Below are 18,235 nucleotides of genomic sequence, written 5' to 3' on the forward strand. Positions count from 1 at the left end.
ACTCCCTCTCCCACCCCCTGACCGAACCCGGCCCAGCCCCGGCCGCCGAGTGGTGACATAGCGTCACCACTCGCGCCGGATTCCCCCGTTTACTCACCGCTCGGCTGGGGTGAGCGTTATGCGTCGGGGGCGGCGGGCTCCCGCGAGAGGGACTCGACGTACGTGTAGGTGGCACTCGCGGGCCACCCGTCGGCGTCGAGCAGCGCGTAGACGTCGAACTCCAGCATCCCGCCACCGCCCGCTGCGCGCCGCAGGGTGCGCGGCGGCGCGTCCGACGCGGCGCGCACGGTCACCGTCTGCGGCTCCGTGCCGGAACGCAGAAGGCGGGCGCGGAAGGTGGTGGTCCGGGTCATCCCACCACTCTCCCACGCCCGCCCCGGGGCAGGGACCTCAGGTCCCTAGGCTTGGCCGTGCGACTCGCGCGACCGCCGCGACAGCGAGTCGATGATGACCGCGAGCAGCAGCACCGCACCGGTGATCATGAAGCGGTACGACGAGTCCAGGTTCAGCAGCGTCAGGCCGTTCGAGATCGACTGGATGACCAGGATGCCGAGCAGCGCCGACCACGCGGAGCCGCGTCCGCCGAAGAGGCTGGTTCCGCCGATGACCGCCGCCGCGATGGCGTTCAGGTTGGTGTCCGTGCCGCCCGACCCCGCGCCGACCGACGCGAGCCGCGCCGCCGCCAGCAGGCCGCCGACCGCCGCGAACGTCGAGCAGAGGATGAACACGCTGATGAACACCCGGTTGACGCGGATACCGGCGCGGCGTGCCGCCTCCACCGAGCCGCCGACCGCGAAGACCGAGCGGCCCCAGCGGGTGCGGGTGAGTAGGAAGTTCATCACGATCACGAGCACCACGAAGAACAGGAACATCGCCCCGGTGCCGCGGTCGGTCGAGAGGTACCAGACGCTGATGCAGAGCCCGACCAGCAGCAGGATCGCCTTCACCAGGACGACCGTCATCGACCCCTCCGACAGGCCGGCCTTCCTGCGCCGCACGTTGCGGCGGAAGTCGGACCAGAACATCCCGGCGGCCGCGACCACTGCGAGCGCGTACGCGGCCCACGGCGGGAGGAACCACTGCTGCGCGAACTGCACGATCCAGGAGTCGTAGGGGATGTTGATCGAGCTGTTCGCGCCGAGGATCCACAGCTGCAGGCCGAGGAACCCGAGCAGTCCGGCCAGCGTGATCACGAAGCTCGGGACGCCGAACCGGGTGAACAGGAAGCCGTACAGCAGGCCGATCGCCGACCCGGCGAGGATGGCGACGATCACCGTGAGCCACAGCGGCCAGTGCAGCTGGGTGAAGCCGACGCCGAGGATGGCGGCCGCGACACCGCTGACCGAGCCGACCGACAGGTCGATCTGGCCGAGCAGCAGCACCAGCACTATGCCGATGGAGATCGTCCCGATCGCCGCGCACTGCAGCGTCAGGTTGACGAGATTGTTGGCGCTGAGGAAGTTCGGGTTGAGGATCTGGAACACGACCCAGATGACCGCGAGCCCGATCACGACGGGAAGCGATCCGAGGTCGCCGACGCGCACGCGGCGGCCGAAGGTCCGCACGGCGCCGACGAGGCCCTCGTCGCGGATCAGCCGCTCGTCCTGAAGGTCGGCGGCGATCTGGGTGGGCGTCTCGCCGTCGATCAGCTCCGCACCCGTTGGCTGGTCTGCCTTGGTCATGCTTCCGGGCTCCGTTCCGGGGTCTCTTCGGCTTCCATGAGCCGTTCGGCACGGCGCACGACCACATTGTCCGTCGCGCCGGTGATGGCGGAGATGATCTCCTCGTAGCTGACCTCCGGCACGCGGAAGTCGCCGTTGTTGCGTCCGAGGCGCAGCACCGCGACGCGGTCGGCGACGGCCTGCACGTCGGCCATGTTGTGGCTGATCAGGATGACCCCGAGGCCGCGCTCGCGCAGCCGCTCGATCAGGTTGAGCACCTCGGCGGTCTGGGCCACGCCGAGGGCCGCGGTCGGCTCGTCGAGGATGACCACGCGCGGGTCGCCGATCAGCGAGCGGGCGATCGCGACGGTCTGCCGCTGGCCGCCGGAGAGCGAGGCGACCGCGATCCGGACCGAGGGGATGCGCGCCGAGAGCTGGCGCAGCAGGGTCCAGGAGCGCTGCTCCATCTCCTCCTCGTCCAGCGTCCCGTGCGTGATCTCACGGCCGAGGAAGAGGTTGGAGACGACGTCGAGGTTGTCGCAGAGGGCGAGGTCCTGGAAGACGGTGGCGATCCCGAGCTCGCGCGATGCGGCGGGCGACGGGATGCTGACCTCCTGACCGTCGAACTCGATCGTCCCGACGTCCTGGGGGTGGACGCCGGCGAGGATCTTGACGAGCGTCGACTTGCCGGCGCCGTTGTCGCCGACGAGGGCGACCACCTCACCGGGGTAGACGTCGAGGTGGATGTCGGTGAGCGCTTGGACGGCGCCGAATCCCTTCGAGATCCCGCGGAGGGAGAGGACGGGCCTGCGGCTGGACCGCTCCTCGTCCACGATGGCGGATTCCATGGTCACGGCGTTCTCCTTCGAGCTGTGCTCAGCATGCTTCCTGTTCTCAGGCTAGAGCGGAACCACCCGGCCCGGGGTGCGCTTTTCCGTGGTGGACGCGCATCCCGGGCCGGGGTTCCTATCGGGTTTCTTACTTGATGCCGTACTTGTCGCACGCCGCCTTGTAGTCCGCGGTGCAGATCTTCGCGACGGAGTCGGGGCCGTAGAAGTTGTCCGCCACGACCGTCGACTCGATGTTGTCGGTGGTCACCGAGACCGGCTTCAGCAGGATCGAGGCGATCTTGGCTCCGCCCGCGGTCTCCACCTCCGTGGTCTGCTCGGACGGCTTCTGGCCCTTGGTGAGCGCGATGGCGAGAGTCGCCGCCTGCTCGGCCTCCGGCTTCAGCGCCTTGTACACGGTCATGTACTGGTCGCCGATCAGGATGCGCTGGATGCCCGCGAGCTCCGCGTCCTGTCCGGTGACGGGCGGGAGCGGGTTGACGTTGGCCGCCTTCATGGCCGCGATCGCGCCACCGCCGGTGCCGTCGTTCGCCGCGTAGACGCCCTTGATCTGGTCCTTGAACTGCGAGACCTGGCCGGACACCCAGTCCTGGGCCTTCGCGGGGTCCCATCCTGGGGTGTCGAACTCGGCGAGCACCTTGTAGCCGCTGGAATCGATGACGCTGTGCGCGCCCTTCTTGAACAGCGTGGCGTTGTTGTCCGTGGGCGAGCCGTTGACCATCAGGATGCCGGCGCCTGCGGGCACGCCGTCCTTCTTCAGCTTGTCGACGAGCGCCGTGGCCTGCAGCTGACCGACCTTCTCGTTGTCGAACGAGATGTAGTAGTTCAGGTCCTTGCTGTTGATCAGGCGGTCGTAGGAGATGACCGGCACGTTCTTCGCCTTGGCCTCGCCGACGATGGATGCCGCCGCCTCGCCGTCGAACGGGTCGAGGACGAGGACCTTGACGCCCTGCGTGAGCATCGACTCCGCCTGCTGCTGCTGCTTGCTGGCGTCGCCGTCCGCGTTCGCGTAGAGGACCTTGCAGCCGGAGCAGAGCTCCTTGATCTTCGCCTCGAAGAACGGCTTGTCCGCCGACTCGTATCGTGCTGTGACCGAGTCGGGCAGGAGGAGGCCGATCTGGGCGTTGGCGGCGTCGTTGGTGCTTCCCCCACCCGAGCCGTTTCCGGAACCGTTCGAACACGCTGTGAGGGTGACGGCTGTGAGCAGGATCGCGGCCGACGCGATGACCGCTCTCTTGGTGGCGATCTTCATTGAAAAACCTCCGATTCGGGTCCGCCTTCGTTGGCGGCTGCGTTGAGTGTGCCAGCCGAGGGATTTGGCGTCAAGACTTGAATTCAACACTTTCGATAACGGTTCGAGACGCTTTCGGGGGACACGGTGAGAGCGGTTTCAATACGAGACGCCGGACGACGTGATCGAAACGCAGTCCACGGCGTAGGCGACGGCGCCCAGAGCGGCCGCGCGGATGCCCAGCTGACCCTGGACGATGTCCGGCATCAGGTCGGGGTTGACGATGATCGAGCGTTCGACGGCGTGCCGCATCGGGCCGAGCAGGATCTCGCCAGCGCGGGCCAGCTCACCGCCGACCACGACCCGCTCCGGATCGATCAGGTTGCACAGGTTGGCGGTCGCGACGCCGATGTGCCGGCCGGCATCCCCGATCGCGCGGATGCAGCGGGCGTCGCCCGCCATCGCCTGCAGCACGACATCCCCGAGCTTCAGGCTGCCGAGGTGGTCTCGCAGCTCGTCCAGGATGGCGGGGCCGCCGGCCAGCGCCTCCAGGCAGCCGCGGTTGCCGCAGCGGCAGAGGGGTCCGTTCTCGCGGATCGTGGTGTGCCCGAACTCGCCCGCGACGCCGTGGTTGCCGCGGAACAGCTGGCCGTTGAGCAGCAGCCCCGCGCCGATCCCGTCGCCGATGTCGAGCGTGATCGTGTTGCGCTTTCCGCGTCCGGCCCCGAACCGCGACTCGCCGAGCGCGCCGAGGTTCGCGGAGTTGTCCACGAACACCGGGCGCTTGATCCGCCGCTCCATCGAGTCCGCGATCACGACGCCGTCCCAGCCGCGCATGATGCCGCTGCGGGCGATCGTCCCGGTGGCCCGGTCGATCGGCGCGGGCACGGCGATGCCGACGGCGAGCAGGTCGTCGCGGGACGCGTCCACCGACTCCAGCATGTCGTTCAGCAGCAGCGAGACCTTGTCGAGCTCGTTGTCCGCGCGGTGATCCCGCGCAAGCGGCATGTGGTTCTCTGCGACCACGGTGTGGGCGACGTCGGCGAGAGCCACCCGGAGGTGCCGCGTCGAGAAGTGCACGCCCACCACCAGGCCGAGGGCGTGCGCGAGCGTGACGTGCTGGGCGCGCCGGCCCGAGCGGATGCTCTGCGTGGTGTGCAGCACGCCGGAGGTCGAGAGCTCCTTGACGATGTTGGACACCGTCGCGGGGGAGAGTCCCGTCGCGCCGGCCAGTTCGACCTGGGTCAGACCGCCGTGCTTCTTGATGGCGTCGACGATGCGGGCTCGGTTGGCTTCACGAAGTGAAGTCTGCGAACCCGGAGTCCGTCGCTGCGTTGCCACGACGAGAAGGATACATGCAGGCCATCGGAGCCGCTCTCCGAGTGAAAGTAATCGGTTTGTGAGCTTCGCACGGCCCTCCCGGGCCACCGGCTTGGCAGGATAGACCTATGGCCGACCTGCACGTTCACCCTGACCGTCTTGAGATCCACCTCACGCGGGCCGAGAAGGTGCTGGCCATGAAGCGGGAAGACCTGGTGGTGCCGCGCGACAGCATCCGGTCCGTCGCCATCACCGAGGATCCGTGGATCTGGATCCGCGGCATCCGGGCGCCCGGTGCGGCCGTGCCGCTCACGCTGTCCCTCGGCACCTGGAAGTTCCACGGCGGCAAGGACTTCCTGCTCATCAAGGGCAAGCAGCGCGCGGCCGTCGTCATCGACCTGGACGGCGAGGAGTACTCCCGCATCATCGTGTCGACGCCGCACGCGGCCCGGCTGGTGGAAGCGCTGCGGGTCGACGGCAGCGAACTCGCGGCCGATGGCGGCGTCATCGACTGAGGGCCGCCCGTCTCAGGTGTTCTCGGCGATCACGAACAGGATGAGCGCCGCGAGCGGGAGCACGCCCTGCAGCAGGGCCGCCCGCCAGTACCGGCGGCCGGTGGTGACGAGCACGAGCGACGCGAGCACCATGCACGTGCCGCAGAAGAAGATGAGCCCGAACCCGACCTGGCGCAGCGTCGTCCAGTAGAGGGCGAGGCCCACCACCGCGCCGCCGGCGAGGAACAGGTTGTAGAAGCCCTGGTTGTACGCCATCGGCCGCACGACGTCGGCGTCCCGCTGGTTCCGGAGGCCGAACCGCCGCCAGACGCCCGGCGCCGCCCATATCACGCTCTGCATCGCGAAGAAGCCGAGGTGCACGATCGCCGCCGCCGCGAGCAGGACGCTGCCGATGATGGCCATGCCGGGAGGATACGCTGCCGTGCATGGAGACGCTGCAGACGACGTGCGTCATCGCCGGGGGAGGCCCCGCGGGCATGATGCTCGGGCTGATTCTCGCCCGCAACGGAGTGGATGTGGTGGTGCTGGAGAAGCACGCCGACTTCTTCCGCGACTTCCGCGGGGACACCATCCACCCGTCCACCATCGGGGTGCTGGGCGAGCTGGGCCTGCGTGAGCGGTTCCTCGGCCTGCCGCACACCAGCGTGCCGCGCCTCGATGTCGTGGTGAACGGCAACCGCGTGCACGCGATCGACTTCGGGAGGCTGCGGCCGCCGGACGACTTCCTCGTGCTCGCCCCGCAGTGGGACTTCCTGAACTTCCTAGCCGCTGAGGCGGCGGCGTACCCGAACTTCCGGCTGCTGATGAGCACGGAGGCGAACGAGTTGATCTGGGACGCCGACGCGGTGCGCGGTGTGCGCGTGACCGAGCCGGACGGGTCGCGGGAGATCCGCGCCCGCCTCGTCGTCTCGGCCGACGGGCGCGGCTCCGAGCTCCGCGGGCAGGCCGGGCTTCGTCCCCGCCGGTTCGGGGTGCCGATCGACGTGCTGTGGTTCCGCCTCCCGAGCCCCAAGGACCAGCCCGCGCACACCCTCGCGTACATCGGGGGCGGCGGGATGGTGGTCACGATCGAGCGCGACGACTACCTCCAGGTGGGGCTCGTCATCGCGAAGGGCGGCTTCGGCCGGCTGCAGGAGGGCGGCCTCGGCGCCTTCCGGGCCGCGGTGGAGCAGGCCGCCCCTCACCTGCACGCGGTGCTCTCGACGGTGACCGAGTGGGACCAGGTCAAGCTGCTCAGCGTCCAGATCGACCGGCTGCCGCGCTGGTACCGGCACGGCTACCTGGCGATCGGGGATGCCGCGCACGCCATGTCTCCCGCGTTCGGTGTCGGCGTCAACTACGCAGTCCAGGATGCCGTCGCGGCCGCCAACGTGCTCGCCGGTCCGCTGCGGGAGGACGTCGCCCCATCGCACGGGATCGACCTGCGGCTGCTGGATGCGATCCAGCGCAGGCGGGTGCCTCCGGTCGCCGCGATGCAGCGCATCCAGCTCGCGGCGCACCGCTTCATCTCGCGGCCGGAGGGCGTGCGGCTGCTGCCCGACCCGCTCCCGGCGCCGCTGCGGCTGGCGCTCGTCGGGGTGACCCCGGCGATGCAGGCGGTCAGTTCGCGCCTGATCGGGCGGGGGCTCCGGCCGGAGTCGGTCGCGGCGGAGCTGCGCTAGGGCTGCGGGGTCAGCTCTCGCCGTTGGCGATGCCGATCAGCAGCAGCACGAGGCCGATCAAGGGCAGGATGCCCTGGATGATCGCCGGCCGAAGGTATCCGCGCCCGGTCGTCGTCAGCACCACGGCCGCGGCGATCATGCACGCGGTGGTGAAGATGATGAGCGCGAGCCCGGCGATGTGCTGCCCGACGCCGTACAGGATCAGGCCGACGATGGCGCCGATGGCGAGGAACAGGTTGTAGAACCCCTGGTTGTACGCCATCGGGCGCGTCGTGTCCGCCGCCTGCTGACTGGCGACCCCGAAGCGCTTCCAGACCGTCGGGCGCGTCCACGCGACGCTCTCCATGAAGAAGATCGCGATGTGGAGCGCGGCGGCGAGGGTGACCACGACGGTGGCGAGGACGATCATGGCGCCAGCATACCGACGGGTCTGCCCCGCGCCCGTCAGGCGCGGACGTCGACCACCGTCCGGCCGCGCAGCCGACCGGCGAGGATGTCGTCGGCCCCGGGGATCGCGTCCGCCAGCGGGATGAACCGGGTCATCGCCGCGAGGGCCTCCTCGTCGAGGTCGGCCGCGAGGCGCCGCCACGCCGTCTCGCGCAGCGCGGGGGGCGCCTCCACCGAGTTGATGCCGACGAGGGTGACCGCGCGCAGGATGAACGGCATCACCGTCGCCGGCAGGTCGGGGCCCTGGGCGAGTCCGCACGCGGCGACGGTGCCGTCGTACCGGGTCTGCGCGAGCACGGTGGCCAGCGTCTGGCTGCCGACAGAATCCACCGCGCCCGCCCAGCGCTGCGACTGGAGCGGCCGCCCCGGCGCGTCGAGCTCGGACCGGTCGATGATCGCGGTCGCGCCGAGGTCGCGCAGGTAGTCGCCCTGCTCCTCCACGCGTCCGGTGGATGCGGTGACCGGGTAGCCCAGTTTCGCCAGCAGGGCGACGGCGACGGACCCGACCCCGCCCGCCGCGCCCGTGACCAGGACGCTGCTGCCGGAGTCGGCGACCTCCTGCGGGTCGACCCCGTTGCGTTCGAGTGCGAGGACGGCGAGCATCGCCGTGAAGCCGGCGGTCCCGATCGCCGCCGCCTGCTCGGACGTGAGCTGGTCGGGCACGCGGACCAGCGCGTCGCCGTCCACGCGCGCCCGCTCGGCGAGGCCGCCGTGGTGGCTCTCGCCGATCCCGGAGCCGTTGAGCACGACCCGGTCTCCCGGCTGCCAGCGCGGGTCGCCGGACTGCTGCACGGTGCCGACGAGGTCGATGCCGGGGATGAGCGGCGACGTCCGGGCGACACCGGGGCGCCCGGCGATGGCGAGCCCGTCCTTGAAGTTGAGGTCGGAGAACTCCACCGCGACGGTGACGTCCCCCGGCATGAGGAAGTCGTCGCCGACGCGCCGCACCTCGGCGCTGTGGGCGGTGATCCGGCCCCCGTCGAGCTGCTGTTCGATCACGATCGCCCGGAAGTCGCTCATGGCCTTCACCCTACGCCGCGGGCTCAGTTGAGCGTCTGGGTGCCCCGCGGAAGCTCGCCGCCGGCGTACAGCTCGAGGGCCGTCTCGCGGAGCGCGGTGAGCGCCACCCGCTGGGTCCAGGGACCGTAGGACACGCGGGCGACGCCGAGCTCCTGCAGGCGCGCCGGGGTGAGGGACCCCGGGACCGCGATGACGCTGAGGCGGCGCTCGCCGAGTCCGCCGACGAGGCGCTCGACTGTGTGCTCGTCGAGCTTGCCGGGGACGAACACGCAGGTCGCCCCTTCGTCCAGGAACGCGCGGCCGCGACGGATCGCCTCCTCGGCCTTCTCCTCATCGGTGGGCAGCGCATCCCGCAGGTAGACGTCGGTGCGGGCGTTGAGCGCGAACGGAACGCCTTCGCTCTCGGCGGCGCGCACCGCGGCCCGGACGGCGCCGACCGCCTCGTCGAAGGGCCGCATCCGGTCTTCGAGGTTCGCCCCGACGACCCCGACGGCGATCGCGCGCCGGATCGTCTCGCCCGCGTCGCCGTAGCCTCCTTCGAGGTCGGCGCTCACGGGAAGATCGGTGGTGGCGACGATGCGGCCGATCATGTCCAGCATGAGGTCGAGCGGGATGTTCTCGCCGTCGTCGTAGCCCAGCGACGCGGCGATCGAGTGGCTGGCCGTCGCCAGCGCCCGGGTTTCGGGGAGGTCCGCGACCACGCGTGCGCTGATCGCGTCCCACACGTTGATCAGCTGGAGGAGCTCGGGGACTTCGTGGAGGCGGAGCAGCTCGGTGCCGCGCTCCTGGATGCCGGTCATGCGCCCACCTTACGACCGGGCGCTGGCGCTCTAGGATGGCGGCATGTCCCGCACGGGGGAGCCGCTGGAGGTGCCGAAGAGTCGTTCGGCGCTCGGCCGGCGTGTGTCGGCGAGCAGCGTCATCGACTACGCGTTCTTCGTCTTCGGGGGTGTGGCCGCCGTCTGGCTGGCCTGGCTGGTGCTGACGGCCAGCTTCGACTGGGGCTGGTTCCTCGTCCTGTTCTTCGTGCTGTTCTGGGCCGTGCTGGCGTATCTGGTGCTGCCGCGGCTGCACAGGATTCTGACGGAGATCTACGTCCCCGATTACTTCATCGGCCGCGCCCGCACCAGCGACGGTCTGTTGGGCGACCCGATCAACCTGGCCCTGGTGGGGTCGGAGGCGCAGCTCGACGACGCGATGCGCGCGGCGGGGTGGACGCGCGCCGACGACGTGACGCTGCGTTCCAGTTGGAGGATCGTCGCCTCGACGGTGTTGCGGCGCAGCTACGACGAGGCGCCGGTCAGCCCGCTGTTCCTGTTCGGCCGGCAGCAGGATGTGGCGTACCAGCAGGAGGTCAAGGGCAACCCGGCGAAGCGCCACCATGTGCGCTTCTGGCGCTGCCCGGACGGCTGGCTGCTGCCCGGGGGTCACCGCGTGGAGTGGCTGGCCGCCGGAACCTTCGACCGTGCCGTCGGGTTCTCGCTGTTCACGCTCCAGATCACGCACAAGATCGACGCCGACACGGACATCGAGCGCGACCACATCGTCTCCACCCTGCTCGGTGCGGACGTCGGCGTGGAGGTGTCGGTCATCCGCGACTTCTCGACCGGCTATCACGCGCGCAACGGCGGCGGCGACAGCATCGTCACGGACGGCGACCTGCCCGTGCTCGATGTGAGCGCGGTGCTGGTCGATCCGGAGGCCGTCAGGGTCGCGGCGGACGCCGACGCCCGCCGGCTTGCCCGCGCCGAGCGGCGGCCCGTGCCGACCACCCTTGGCGTCCTGCTGATGATGCTGCGTGTCGGCGCCGGTGCGCTGTACATCGCGCTGAACCTGCTGGATTGGAAGGCCTTCGTCGCCTCGGAGCTGAACACCGGGGCGTTGGACCCGAGCCAGGAGGACTCGGCGAATCTGGTGCTCGGGATCGTGATGGGCGTCTTCGGCGCCGGCCTGGTGCTCTACTTCCTGCTCGCCCTCCTCGTGTTCTTCGGCAGTAACTCGGCCCGCATCGCGGCGATGTCGTACAGTTCGCTGATCGTCGTGACCGCGGCCATCGACTCGTTCAACGGCGGCCCCGAGGTCTCGTTGCGGAACAACCTCCTCGGCGTGGCCCTCGACATCCTGGTGGTGCTCGCCCTCTCCTCGAAGCGCTCGCGCCTCTGGGCTCGCCGGCCGCGCGGTGCGGCTGCCGCTGCCGCCGCGCCCGCGGTGCCGGCCGCAGGCCCCGTCTCGGCGGCCGCGATCGGGGGCGACGCCGATGCCGGCTCGTCGTCTCGCTCCGGTCTCACATGAGCGGCTTCTTCCCGTCCGCGCCGCCCGCCTTCAGCGCGGACTCCTCGGCGTCGAGGAAGGCGAGCACCGACCGCACGGCCGGCTCCTGGTACCGCCCTTCCGCCCGGGCCTCCAGCACCGCCTGACGTTCTGCGACGATCATCGTCCTGCGAAGCCTGCGGTACTCCAGCGGCAGGTCGGCGCTCTCATCCGGAGACGGATTCTCCAGCGCGTCCGATAGGAACAGCGCATTGATGCGCAATCGCTCGATTACCCGCTCGTCTTCGTCGCCGGTGACCTGCGACTCGAGGTGCTCGAGCCCGGCCGACTGCGCCTCGGCGAGGAGCCGCTGCATCTCGCTGGCCTCCTGTGCGAAGTCGGGGGGAGGCAGCTTGAGTCGGCGGATGATCCACGGCAACGCGAGCCCCTCGAGCAGGGTGGCGACGACGACCACGAATGCGAGGAACTGCAGGAATTCGCGATGCGGCGTCTGCGTCGGCAGCAGGAACACCGCCGCGAGCGTGACGACGCCCCGGATTCCGGCGAAGGACACGGCGATGCCGGTCGGCCACGACCAGCCACGCTCCCGCAACCGCCGGGGACCATAGCGGTAGAGGGCCGTCGTGCCCACCATCCAGGCGAAACGCGCCAGGAAGATGGCAAGGAGGACGACGACGCTGATGCCGATGGTCTGCGGAACGGTGATGCCGGACGTGAAGGCTGCGGTGAGGATGGACCGCAGCTCGAGCCCGATGAACAGGAAGACCGCGTTCTCCAGCAGGAAGCTGATGGTCCGCCAGTTGATCGTCTCCGCGATGCGCGCTTCCGCCGTCTGGATCGTGGGGGATCGGTAGCCCAGGTACAGGCCGGCCACGACCACGGCGAGCACTCCGGAGCCGTGCAACAGTTGCGACGGGATGAACGCGAGGTACGGGGTGATGAGCGCGAGCGACGTGTCGAGGACGGGCGACCGCAGCTGTTTGCGGATGATCGCGAGGACGAGCCCGACGACGAGGCCGATGCCCACACCCACGACCACGGCGAGGACGAAGTCGCCCCCGATCGCCCAGGGGTTCACGATGCTGACGATGGCGGCGATGCTGGCGTTCAGGGCGACCAGTGCGGTCGCGTCGTTGAGCAGGCTCTCGCCTTGGAGCACGGTGAGGAGTCGCCGGGGCAGCTTGACGCGTCCTGCCACCGCCTGAACGGCGACCGTGTCGGTCGGCGCAACCACCGCTCCGAAGGCGAACGCCGCCGCGAGCGTGATGGCCGGGACGACCAGGAAGGTCGCGAAGCCCACCACGATGACGGTGAAGGCCACGAGTCCGACCGACAGCAGCAGGATGCCGTCGCGCCTGGCGCGCACATCGACGATCGACGTCTGGATCGCCGCGGCGAAGAGCAGCGGCGGCAGCAGGCCGAACAGGACGACCTCCGGTTCCAGCGCGACGGCGGGGACCCCCGGCACGAAGGACGCGGCGGCGCCGACGACGACGAGCACGACCGGCGCCGACCATCCCACCCGGCGCGACAGCCCGGTGACGGTGACCGTGACGAGGACGAATGACACGATCCAGACGATGGTGGTGACCGGATCCATGCTGTCCATGATGGCGAGAACGCGGGACCGCCGCCAAGATTCCCCGGAGTCTGTGGAGAGCTCGTCCTGCGCGTGGCCTGTGGGCACTTCTCGACGAACGGAGGAGGGTGCAGCGGCAACGCTTCTCAGGCGGCGTGCTGCTCGCAGGCTGTGGCGTCGCACCCTTCGCACACGACAAACTGCTCCCGGCACGAGAGGTCGACGCAGTTGCGCATCCGGTTGGTCGGATCTCCGCAGACCCTGCACCGGCCGAGCACTGCAGCACCGTCGCTGAAGGTGAGGGAACCACGCCCGTCGAAGACGTACAGCGCGCCATCCCACAGACCGCCGTCGCCGTACTCCTCGCCATAGCGCGCGATCCCGCCCTCGAGCTGGTAGACCTCGCGGAATCCACGCGCCAGCATCAGCGAGGAGAGGACTTCGCACCGGATCCCGCCGGTGCAGTACGTGACCACCGGACGTTCCTTGAGGTGGTCGTAGGCGCCGCTGTCGAGCGCCGTCACGAACTCGCGGGTGTTCGAGACGTCGGGCACCACGGCATCCCGGAACCGTCCGATCTCCGCCTCGAATCGGTTCCGCCCGTCGAAGAACACGAGGTCCTCGCGCTCCGACGCGAGCTCGTTCACCTGCTCCGGGGTCAGTCGCACGCCTCCGTTGACGACGCCGTTCGCGTCCACTCGAAGCTCGCCGGGCGCGCCGAACGAGACGATCTCGTCGCGCACCTTCACGGAGAGCCGGGGGAAGTCGAGGCTCCTGTTGTCCGCATCGAGTCCGGAACCGGTGCTCCACTTGACGTCCAGCCCGCGGAACGGCGCAAACTCCTTCGTGACCCGGAGGTAGCGCTTGAGCGCGTCGAGCTCGCCCCCGAGGGTTCCGTTGATGCCGTGCGGCGACAGGAGGATCCGCCCCCGGAGATTCAGCCTCTCGCACAGCTCGCGCTGCCACAGCCGGACCGCCTCCGGGTCGGGAAGCGGGACGAACGCGTAGTAGAGGAGGACCTTCGGGACGGGCACCGCCCCATGTTATGCAGCCTAGGCCTGAGCCGCCGAACGTAGGATCGTGGAGGCTGTGAGCCTGTGAAGGCTCGTTCGCCTGCCGTTCAGACTCGTGCGACAGGGTGAATGGAACCCCGGGGTGCGTCCCTGTAAGAAAGGCGGCTCGTTGCGAACCCTCGTCATCATCCCGACGTACAACGAGCGCGAGAACGTCGGCGCGATCGTCGGGCGGGTGCGGGCCTCCGTCCCCGACGCAGAGATCCTCGTCGTCGACGACGGTTCCCCTGATGGCACCGGTGAGCTGGCGGACGCGCTCGCCGCGACCGACGCGAACGTGCATGTGCTCCATCGCGCCGGCAAGGACGGCCTGGGGGCGGCGTACCGCGCCGGCATGCAGTGGGCGCTGGATGCCGGTTTCGACGCGATCGTCGAGATGGATGCGGATGGATCGCACCGCCCGGAGGAGCTGCCGAGGTTGCTGGAAGCCCTGCGCCAGGACGACGACCAGGAGGGCGCGGACGTCGTGCTCGGCTCCCGGTGGGTCGACGGCGGCGGCGTGGTGAACTGGCCCGCGGGTCGCCGGCTGATCTCGCGCGGAGGAAGCGCGTACTCCCGTATCGCCCTCGGTCTCCCGGTCAAGGATGTGACCGGCGGCTACCGGGCGTTCACCGCGGACGCGCTGCGCCGGCTCCACTTCGAGCGGACCGAGAGCCAGGGCTACTGCTTCCAGATCGACATGACCCGTCGTGCGTGCGACGCGGGACTGGCGATCGTCGAGGTGCCCATCACGTTCGTCGAACGGGAGCGCGGCGCATCCAAGATGGGTGGCGGCATCGTGGTGGAGGCGATGCTCCGCGTCACGGTCTGGGGCCTGACGGGTCTTCCGCACCGATTCCGCCGACGGCCGGCTCCGACGACTGCGGAGAAAGCGCGCCGGGCGTAGCGTTGCGGCATGGCCAACGATCCTCTCGAGCGTTTCAAGACTGTTCCGACCTTCACCGTGACGAGCGACGATGTCGCCGAAGGCCGTCCTCTCTCGCGCGAGCAGTGGGGCGCAGGCGGGGGAGGCGGCGATGTCTCTCCGCAGCTCTCCTGGAGCGGCTTCCCAGCTGAGACGAAGAGCTTCGCCGTCACGATCCACGACCCTGACGCGCCGACGGGCTCGGGTTTCTGGCACTGGGCCGTCTACAACATCCCTGCTTCGGTCACCGAGCTTCCGTCGAACGCCGGGGTCGAGGGCGGCGCCGGCCTGCCGGCAGGCGCGGCGATGCTCTCCAACGAGATGCGCTCGAAGAGCTTCACGGGCGCAGGGCCGCCTCCCGGGACGGGAACGCACCACTACAACATCGTGGTGCACGCTCTCGATGTCGAGCACCTCGATCTCGATCCGGAGTCGACACCGGCGGTGCTGGGCTTCAATGCGCACTTCCACACGCTCGCGCGAGCGGTGATCACACCGGTGGCGACGGCCGGCGACATCTGACCGGGCGGTGCCGAGGGTCAGTGCTTCACACCGGTGAAGGCGAGCACCCCTCCTAAGCCGATCATCATGACCCCGCCGGTCGCGCCCAGCCGTTCGACCCGCTTGGGTGACCGGGCGAACCACCGGCGCGCCGTGCCTGCGGCGAGCGCCCACACACTGTCGAACATCAACGCGAGGATCAGGAAGACGACGCCGAGCTCGAACAGCTGGAGCGGGATCGCCCCTCCTCGGTAGTCGACGAACTGCGGGAGCACGGCGACGAAGAAGACGAGCGACTTCGGGTTGGTGAGCCCGACCACGAAGCCTTCGCCCAGGATGCGCCATCGTGACCGGCGCGGCGGGGTCGCCTCGTGCGTCACTGCAGTGTGCCGTCGGTGCCGGATCGCTTGGATGCCGAGGTAGACCAGGTAGGCGGCGCCGGCGAACTTGATGATCGTGAAGAGCACGAGGGACTGGGCGACGATCGCTCCGATCCCCAAGGCCACGGCGATCACGAGCGGGAGCATCCCGAGCGCGTTGCCGAGCACGCTGAGCAGCCCGCCGAGCCGGCCGAGCGCCAGGGATCGACCGATGACGAACAGAACGCTCGGCCCGGGGATGACGATGAGAGCGATCGACGCGAGGGCGAACGCGAGCAGCGACGGGCCGGGAACCATGTGCCGAGCGTAGGGGAGGTAGGTTCGTTACGTGAAGCTCCACAACGTTCGTGTGCACAGCAGCGAAGAGAATCTCGCCAGGCAGGACCAGCTCGCGTGGAAGATCGCGGAGGTCGCGGCCGATCCGGTGGAGGTCGACCAGGAGGTCACCGAGATGGTGATCAACCGGGTCATCGACAACGCAGCGGTCGCCGCCGCATCGCTGACCCGTCGTCCGGTCGTCTCGGCCAGGTCGCAGGCGCTTGCCCACCCGATCCCGGTCCGCCAGCTGGAGGAGCTCACCGAGTCCGTCGAGCACCCGCAGGACGGCTCGACGGTGTTCGGCGAGCCTGCCTCTGTCCGGGTCTCGCCGGAGTGGGCGGCGTGGGCCAACGGGGTGGCGGTGCGCGAACTCGACTACCACGACACCTTCCTCGCAGCCGAGTATTCGCACCCGGGTGACAACATCCCGCCGGTGACCGCGGTGGCGCAGCACGCTGCGCGGGCCTACGGCCTGACCGGCCGCGACCTCGCCCGCGGCATCGCCACGGGCTACGAGGTCCAGATCGACCTCGCCAGAGCGATCAGCCTGCACCGTCACAAGATCGACCATGTCGCTCACCTCGGGCCGTCCGCCGCCGCCGGCATCGGGACGCTGCTCGGCCTTCCGCCGGAGACGATCTACCAGGCGATCGGGCAGGCGCTGCACACCACGACCGCGACCCGTCAGTCGCGCAAGGGCGAGATCTCGAGCTGGAAGGCACACGCGCCGGCTTTCGCGGGCAAGATGGCGGTCGAGGCGATCGACCGGGCCCTTCGCGGCGAGACGAGCCCGACGCCGATCTACGAGGGCGAGGACGGCGTCATCGCCTGGCTGTTGGACGGCCCCGACGCCTCGTACGACGTGCCTCTTCCCGAGCGCGGAGAGCCGAAGCGCGCCATCCTCGATTCGTACACGAAGGAGCACTCCGCCGAGTACCAGGCGCAGGCATGGATCGACCTCGCCCGGAAGCTCCACCGCGAGCACCCGGAGGTGGCCGACGCGTCGCGCGTGGAGAGCATCGTCATCCACACCTCCCACCACACGCACTACGTGATCGGCTCGGGCGCGAACGACCCGCAGAAGTACGACCCGACGGCGTCGCGGGAGACGCTCGACCACAGCATCCCCTACATCTTCACCGTGGCGCTTCAGGACGGCGGCTGGCACCACGTGGAGTCGTACCTCCCGTCCCGCGCTGCGCGCCCGGACACGGTGGCGCTCTGGGGCAAGGTGACGACGACGGAGGATCCCGAGTGGACGCGTCGCTACCACTCCACGGACCCTGCGGAGAAGGCGTTCGGCGGTCGCGTCGTCATCACCATGGCGGATGGCCGCGTGCTCGAGGACCAGATCGCGGTGGCGGACGCGCATCCGCTGGGAGCGCGTCCATTCGCCCGCGCGGACTACGTCTCCAAGTTCCGCACTCTCGCTGCGGACGTGCTCGACGACGGCGAGATCGAGCGCTTCCTCGGGCTCGCCGAGCGGCTCCCGGAGTTGACCGCAGCGGAGCTCGGCGGCCTCACCATCACCGCGCGACCGGGCGTCCTGGCGTCCGGCGCCGCGCCGAAGGGACTGTTCTAGATGCTGTATTCGTCCGTTCCCGCCCACGAGAAGCGCGCAGCGTTTCGCTCCCGGCTCGCGTCGGGCGAGCTCGTCCGGATGCCGGGCGCTTTCAACCCGCTCAGTGCGCGGCTGATCGAGCGCAAGGGCTTCGAGGGCGTCTACATCTCCGGCGCGGTGCTGTCGGCCGAGCTCGGTCTTCCCGACATCGGCCTCACCACTCAGACCGAGGTGGCTTCGCGCTCCGCCCAGATCACGCGGATGACCGACCTCCCGGCGCTCGTGGACGCCGACACGGGGTTCGGCGAGCCGATGAACGTCGCGCGCACGGTCCAGGCACTGGAGGATGCGGGTGTCGCGGGGCTCCACATCGAGGACCAGGTCAACCCGAAGCGCTGCGGCCACCTCGATGGCAAGCAGGTGGTGGACGAGAACACCGCGCTCAAGCGCATCCGGTCCGCCGTCGATGCACGGCGCGACCGGAACCTGCTCATCATGGCGCGCACCGACATCCGCGCGGTCGAGGGTCTCGCAGCAGCGATCGATCGCGTGAAGGCGCTGGTCGATGCGGGCGCGGACGCGATCTTCCCGGAGGCGATGGCCGATCTCGCGGAGTTCGAGGCCGTGCGCTCGGCCGTCGACGTACCGATTCTGGCCAACATGACCGAGTTCGGGAAGAGCGACCTCTTCACCGTCGAGCAGTTGCGCGACGTCGGTGTCAACATCGTCATCTGGCCCGTGTCGCTTCTCCGGCTCGCGATGGGTGCGGCCGAGCGCGGCCTGGATCAGCTTCTCTCGGAGGGCACGCTGAAGCCGATGCTTGGCGCCATGCAGCATCGCGCTGATCTGTACGACCTGATTGACTACGAGGGCTACAACGCCTTCGACACCTCGGTGTACAACTTCGAGGTGCGCCGCTAGTACCTGTCTCATGTGACGCCGCCG

At 69.6% G+C, this 18,235-nt stretch carries 19 protein-coding genes; 7 read left to right on the forward strand and 12 right to left on the reverse strand.

Annotated features, from left to right (window positions below):
- Window positions 1–116: 116 nt before the first annotated feature.
- From HNO83_RS10545 to HNO83_RS10565, 5 genes are all read right to left on the reverse strand, one after another.
- Window positions 117–353, reverse strand: coding sequence for a hypothetical protein (locus HNO83_RS10545; protein ID WP_175337495.1), 237 nt, complete (start codon window positions 351–353; stop codon window positions 117–119).
- Between the two features lie 45 nt (window positions 354–398).
- A complete protein-coding gene (locus HNO83_RS10550) occupies window positions 399–1,682 on the reverse strand; it encodes a sugar ABC transporter permease (protein WP_249776661.1) in 1,284 nt (427 codons plus the stop codon).
- A complete protein-coding gene (locus tag HNO83_RS10555) occupies window positions 1,679–2,509 on the reverse strand; it encodes an ATP-binding cassette domain-containing protein (protein WP_175337665.1) in 831 nt (276 codons plus the stop codon). Before HNO83_RS10555 ends, HNO83_RS10550 begins: the two co-directional genes overlap by 4 nt.
- 130 nt (window positions 2,510–2,639) lie before the next feature.
- Window positions 2,640–3,761, reverse strand: a complete 1,122-nt coding sequence (locus HNO83_RS10560; protein ID WP_175337496.1) for an ABC transporter substrate-binding protein — start codon at window positions 3,759–3,761, stop codon at window positions 2,640–2,642.
- Window positions 3,762–3,899: 138 nt separating this feature from the next.
- The gene (locus tag HNO83_RS10565) at window positions 3,900–5,081 is read right to left on the reverse strand and encodes an ROK family transcriptional regulator (protein WP_175337497.1); all 1,182 of its coding nucleotides are present in this window, start codon (window positions 5,079–5,081) and stop codon (window positions 3,900–3,902) included.
- Window positions 5,082–5,188: 107 nt separating this feature from the next.
- Between HNO83_RS10565 and HNO83_RS10570 the strand changes: the two genes are divergently transcribed.
- Window positions 5,189–5,575, forward strand: coding sequence for a hypothetical protein (locus HNO83_RS10570; RefSeq protein WP_175337498.1), 387 nt, complete (start codon window positions 5,189–5,191; stop codon window positions 5,573–5,575).
- A 12-nt stretch (window positions 5,576–5,587) separates the two neighbouring features.
- Here the strand turns inward: HNO83_RS10570 and HNO83_RS10575 are convergent, their stop codons facing one another.
- Window positions 5,588–5,977, reverse strand: a complete 390-nt coding sequence (locus tag HNO83_RS10575) for a DUF1304 domain-containing protein (RefSeq protein ID WP_175337499.1) — start codon at window positions 5,975–5,977, stop codon at window positions 5,588–5,590.
- Window positions 5,978–6,000: 23 nt separating this feature from the next.
- Here HNO83_RS10575 and HNO83_RS10580 point away from each other — a divergent pair, with 23 nt between their 5' ends.
- Window positions 6,001–7,236 carry an FAD-dependent oxidoreductase gene (locus HNO83_RS10580; RefSeq protein WP_175337500.1) on the forward strand — a complete coding sequence of 412 codons (1,236 nt, stop codon included), beginning with the start codon at window positions 6,001–6,003 and terminating at the stop codon, window positions 7,234–7,236.
- Window positions 7,237–7,246: 10 nt separating this feature from the next.
- Here the strand turns inward: HNO83_RS10580 and HNO83_RS10585 are convergent, their stop codons facing one another.
- Genes HNO83_RS10585 through HNO83_RS10595 form a run of 3 tightly spaced genes read right to left on the reverse strand, consistent with a single transcriptional unit; the run spans window position 7,247 to window position 9,503 of the window.
- Complete coding sequence (locus HNO83_RS10585; RefSeq protein ID WP_175337501.1) at window positions 7,247–7,645, reverse strand: DUF1304 domain-containing protein; 399 nt, start codon at window positions 7,643–7,645, stop codon at window positions 7,247–7,249.
- A 35-nt stretch (window positions 7,646–7,680) separates the two neighbouring features.
- The gene (gene acuI, locus HNO83_RS10590; protein WP_175337502.1) at window positions 7,681–8,703 is read right to left on the reverse strand and encodes an acrylyl-CoA reductase (NADPH); all 1,023 of its coding nucleotides are present in this window, start codon (window positions 8,701–8,703) and stop codon (window positions 7,681–7,683) included.
- Between the two features lie 23 nt (window positions 8,704–8,726).
- Window positions 8,727–9,503, reverse strand: coding sequence for an isocitrate lyase/PEP mutase family protein (locus HNO83_RS10595; RefSeq protein WP_175337503.1), 777 nt, complete (start codon window positions 9,501–9,503; stop codon window positions 8,727–8,729).
- A gap of 43 nt (window positions 9,504–9,546) precedes the next feature.
- On the opposite strand from HNO83_RS10595, the gene HNO83_RS10600 reads away from it, so the two are divergent.
- A complete protein-coding gene (locus HNO83_RS10600) occupies window positions 9,547–10,995 on the forward strand; it encodes an LssY C-terminal domain-containing protein (RefSeq protein WP_175337504.1) in 1,449 nt (482 codons plus the stop codon).
- Here the strand turns inward: HNO83_RS10600 and HNO83_RS10605 are convergent.
- Together HNO83_RS10605 and trhO are read right to left on the reverse strand one after the other, a co-directional pair.
- Window positions 10,988–12,574 carry a cation:proton antiporter gene (locus HNO83_RS10605; RefSeq protein WP_249776662.1) on the reverse strand — a complete coding sequence of 529 codons (1,587 nt, stop codon included), beginning with the start codon at window positions 12,572–12,574 and terminating at the stop codon, window positions 10,988–10,990. The genes HNO83_RS10600 and HNO83_RS10605 overlap by 8 nt on opposite strands.
- 125 nt (window positions 12,575–12,699) lie before the next feature.
- Window positions 12,700–13,587 (reverse strand): oxygen-dependent tRNA uridine(34) hydroxylase TrhO, encoded by an 888-nt coding sequence (trhO, locus tag HNO83_RS10610; RefSeq protein WP_175337506.1) that lies wholly within the window; start codon window positions 13,585–13,587, stop codon window positions 12,700–12,702.
- Between the two features lie 148 nt (window positions 13,588–13,735).
- On the opposite strand from trhO, the gene HNO83_RS10615 reads away from it, so the two are divergent.
- Complete coding sequence (locus HNO83_RS10615) at window positions 13,736–14,512, forward strand: polyprenol monophosphomannose synthase (RefSeq protein ID WP_175337507.1); 777 nt, start codon at window positions 13,736–13,738, stop codon at window positions 14,510–14,512.
- A 9-nt stretch (window positions 14,513–14,521) separates the two neighbouring features.
- On the forward strand, window positions 14,522–15,052 hold the full coding sequence (locus tag HNO83_RS10620) for a YbhB/YbcL family Raf kinase inhibitor-like protein (RefSeq protein WP_175337508.1): 531 nt from the start codon (window positions 14,522–14,524) through the stop codon (window positions 15,050–15,052).
- Between the two features lie 17 nt (window positions 15,053–15,069).
- Here HNO83_RS10620 and HNO83_RS10625 read toward each other — a convergent pair whose 3' ends face one another.
- The gene (locus tag HNO83_RS10625; RefSeq protein WP_175337509.1) at window positions 15,070–15,708 is read right to left on the reverse strand and encodes a LysE family translocator; all 639 of its coding nucleotides are present in this window, start codon (window positions 15,706–15,708) and stop codon (window positions 15,070–15,072) included.
- A gap of 31 nt (window positions 15,709–15,739) precedes the next feature.
- On the opposite strand from HNO83_RS10625, the gene HNO83_RS10630 reads away from it, so the two are divergent.
- Both HNO83_RS10630 and prpB read left to right on the forward strand, forming a co-directional pair.
- Window positions 15,740–17,311, forward strand: a complete 1,572-nt coding sequence (locus tag HNO83_RS10630; RefSeq protein ID WP_175337510.1) for an MmgE/PrpD family protein — start codon at window positions 15,740–15,742, stop codon at window positions 17,309–17,311.
- Window positions 17,312–18,211, forward strand: a complete 900-nt coding sequence (gene prpB / locus HNO83_RS10635) for a methylisocitrate lyase (protein ID WP_175337511.1) — start codon at window positions 17,312–17,314, stop codon at window positions 18,209–18,211.
- Window positions 18,212–18,235: the final 24 nt, after the last annotated feature.

This window comes from Leifsonia sp. C5G2 (assembly GCF_013359685.1).
Classification (GTDB): Bacteria; Actinomycetota; Actinomycetes; order Actinomycetales; family Microbacteriaceae; genus Leifsonia.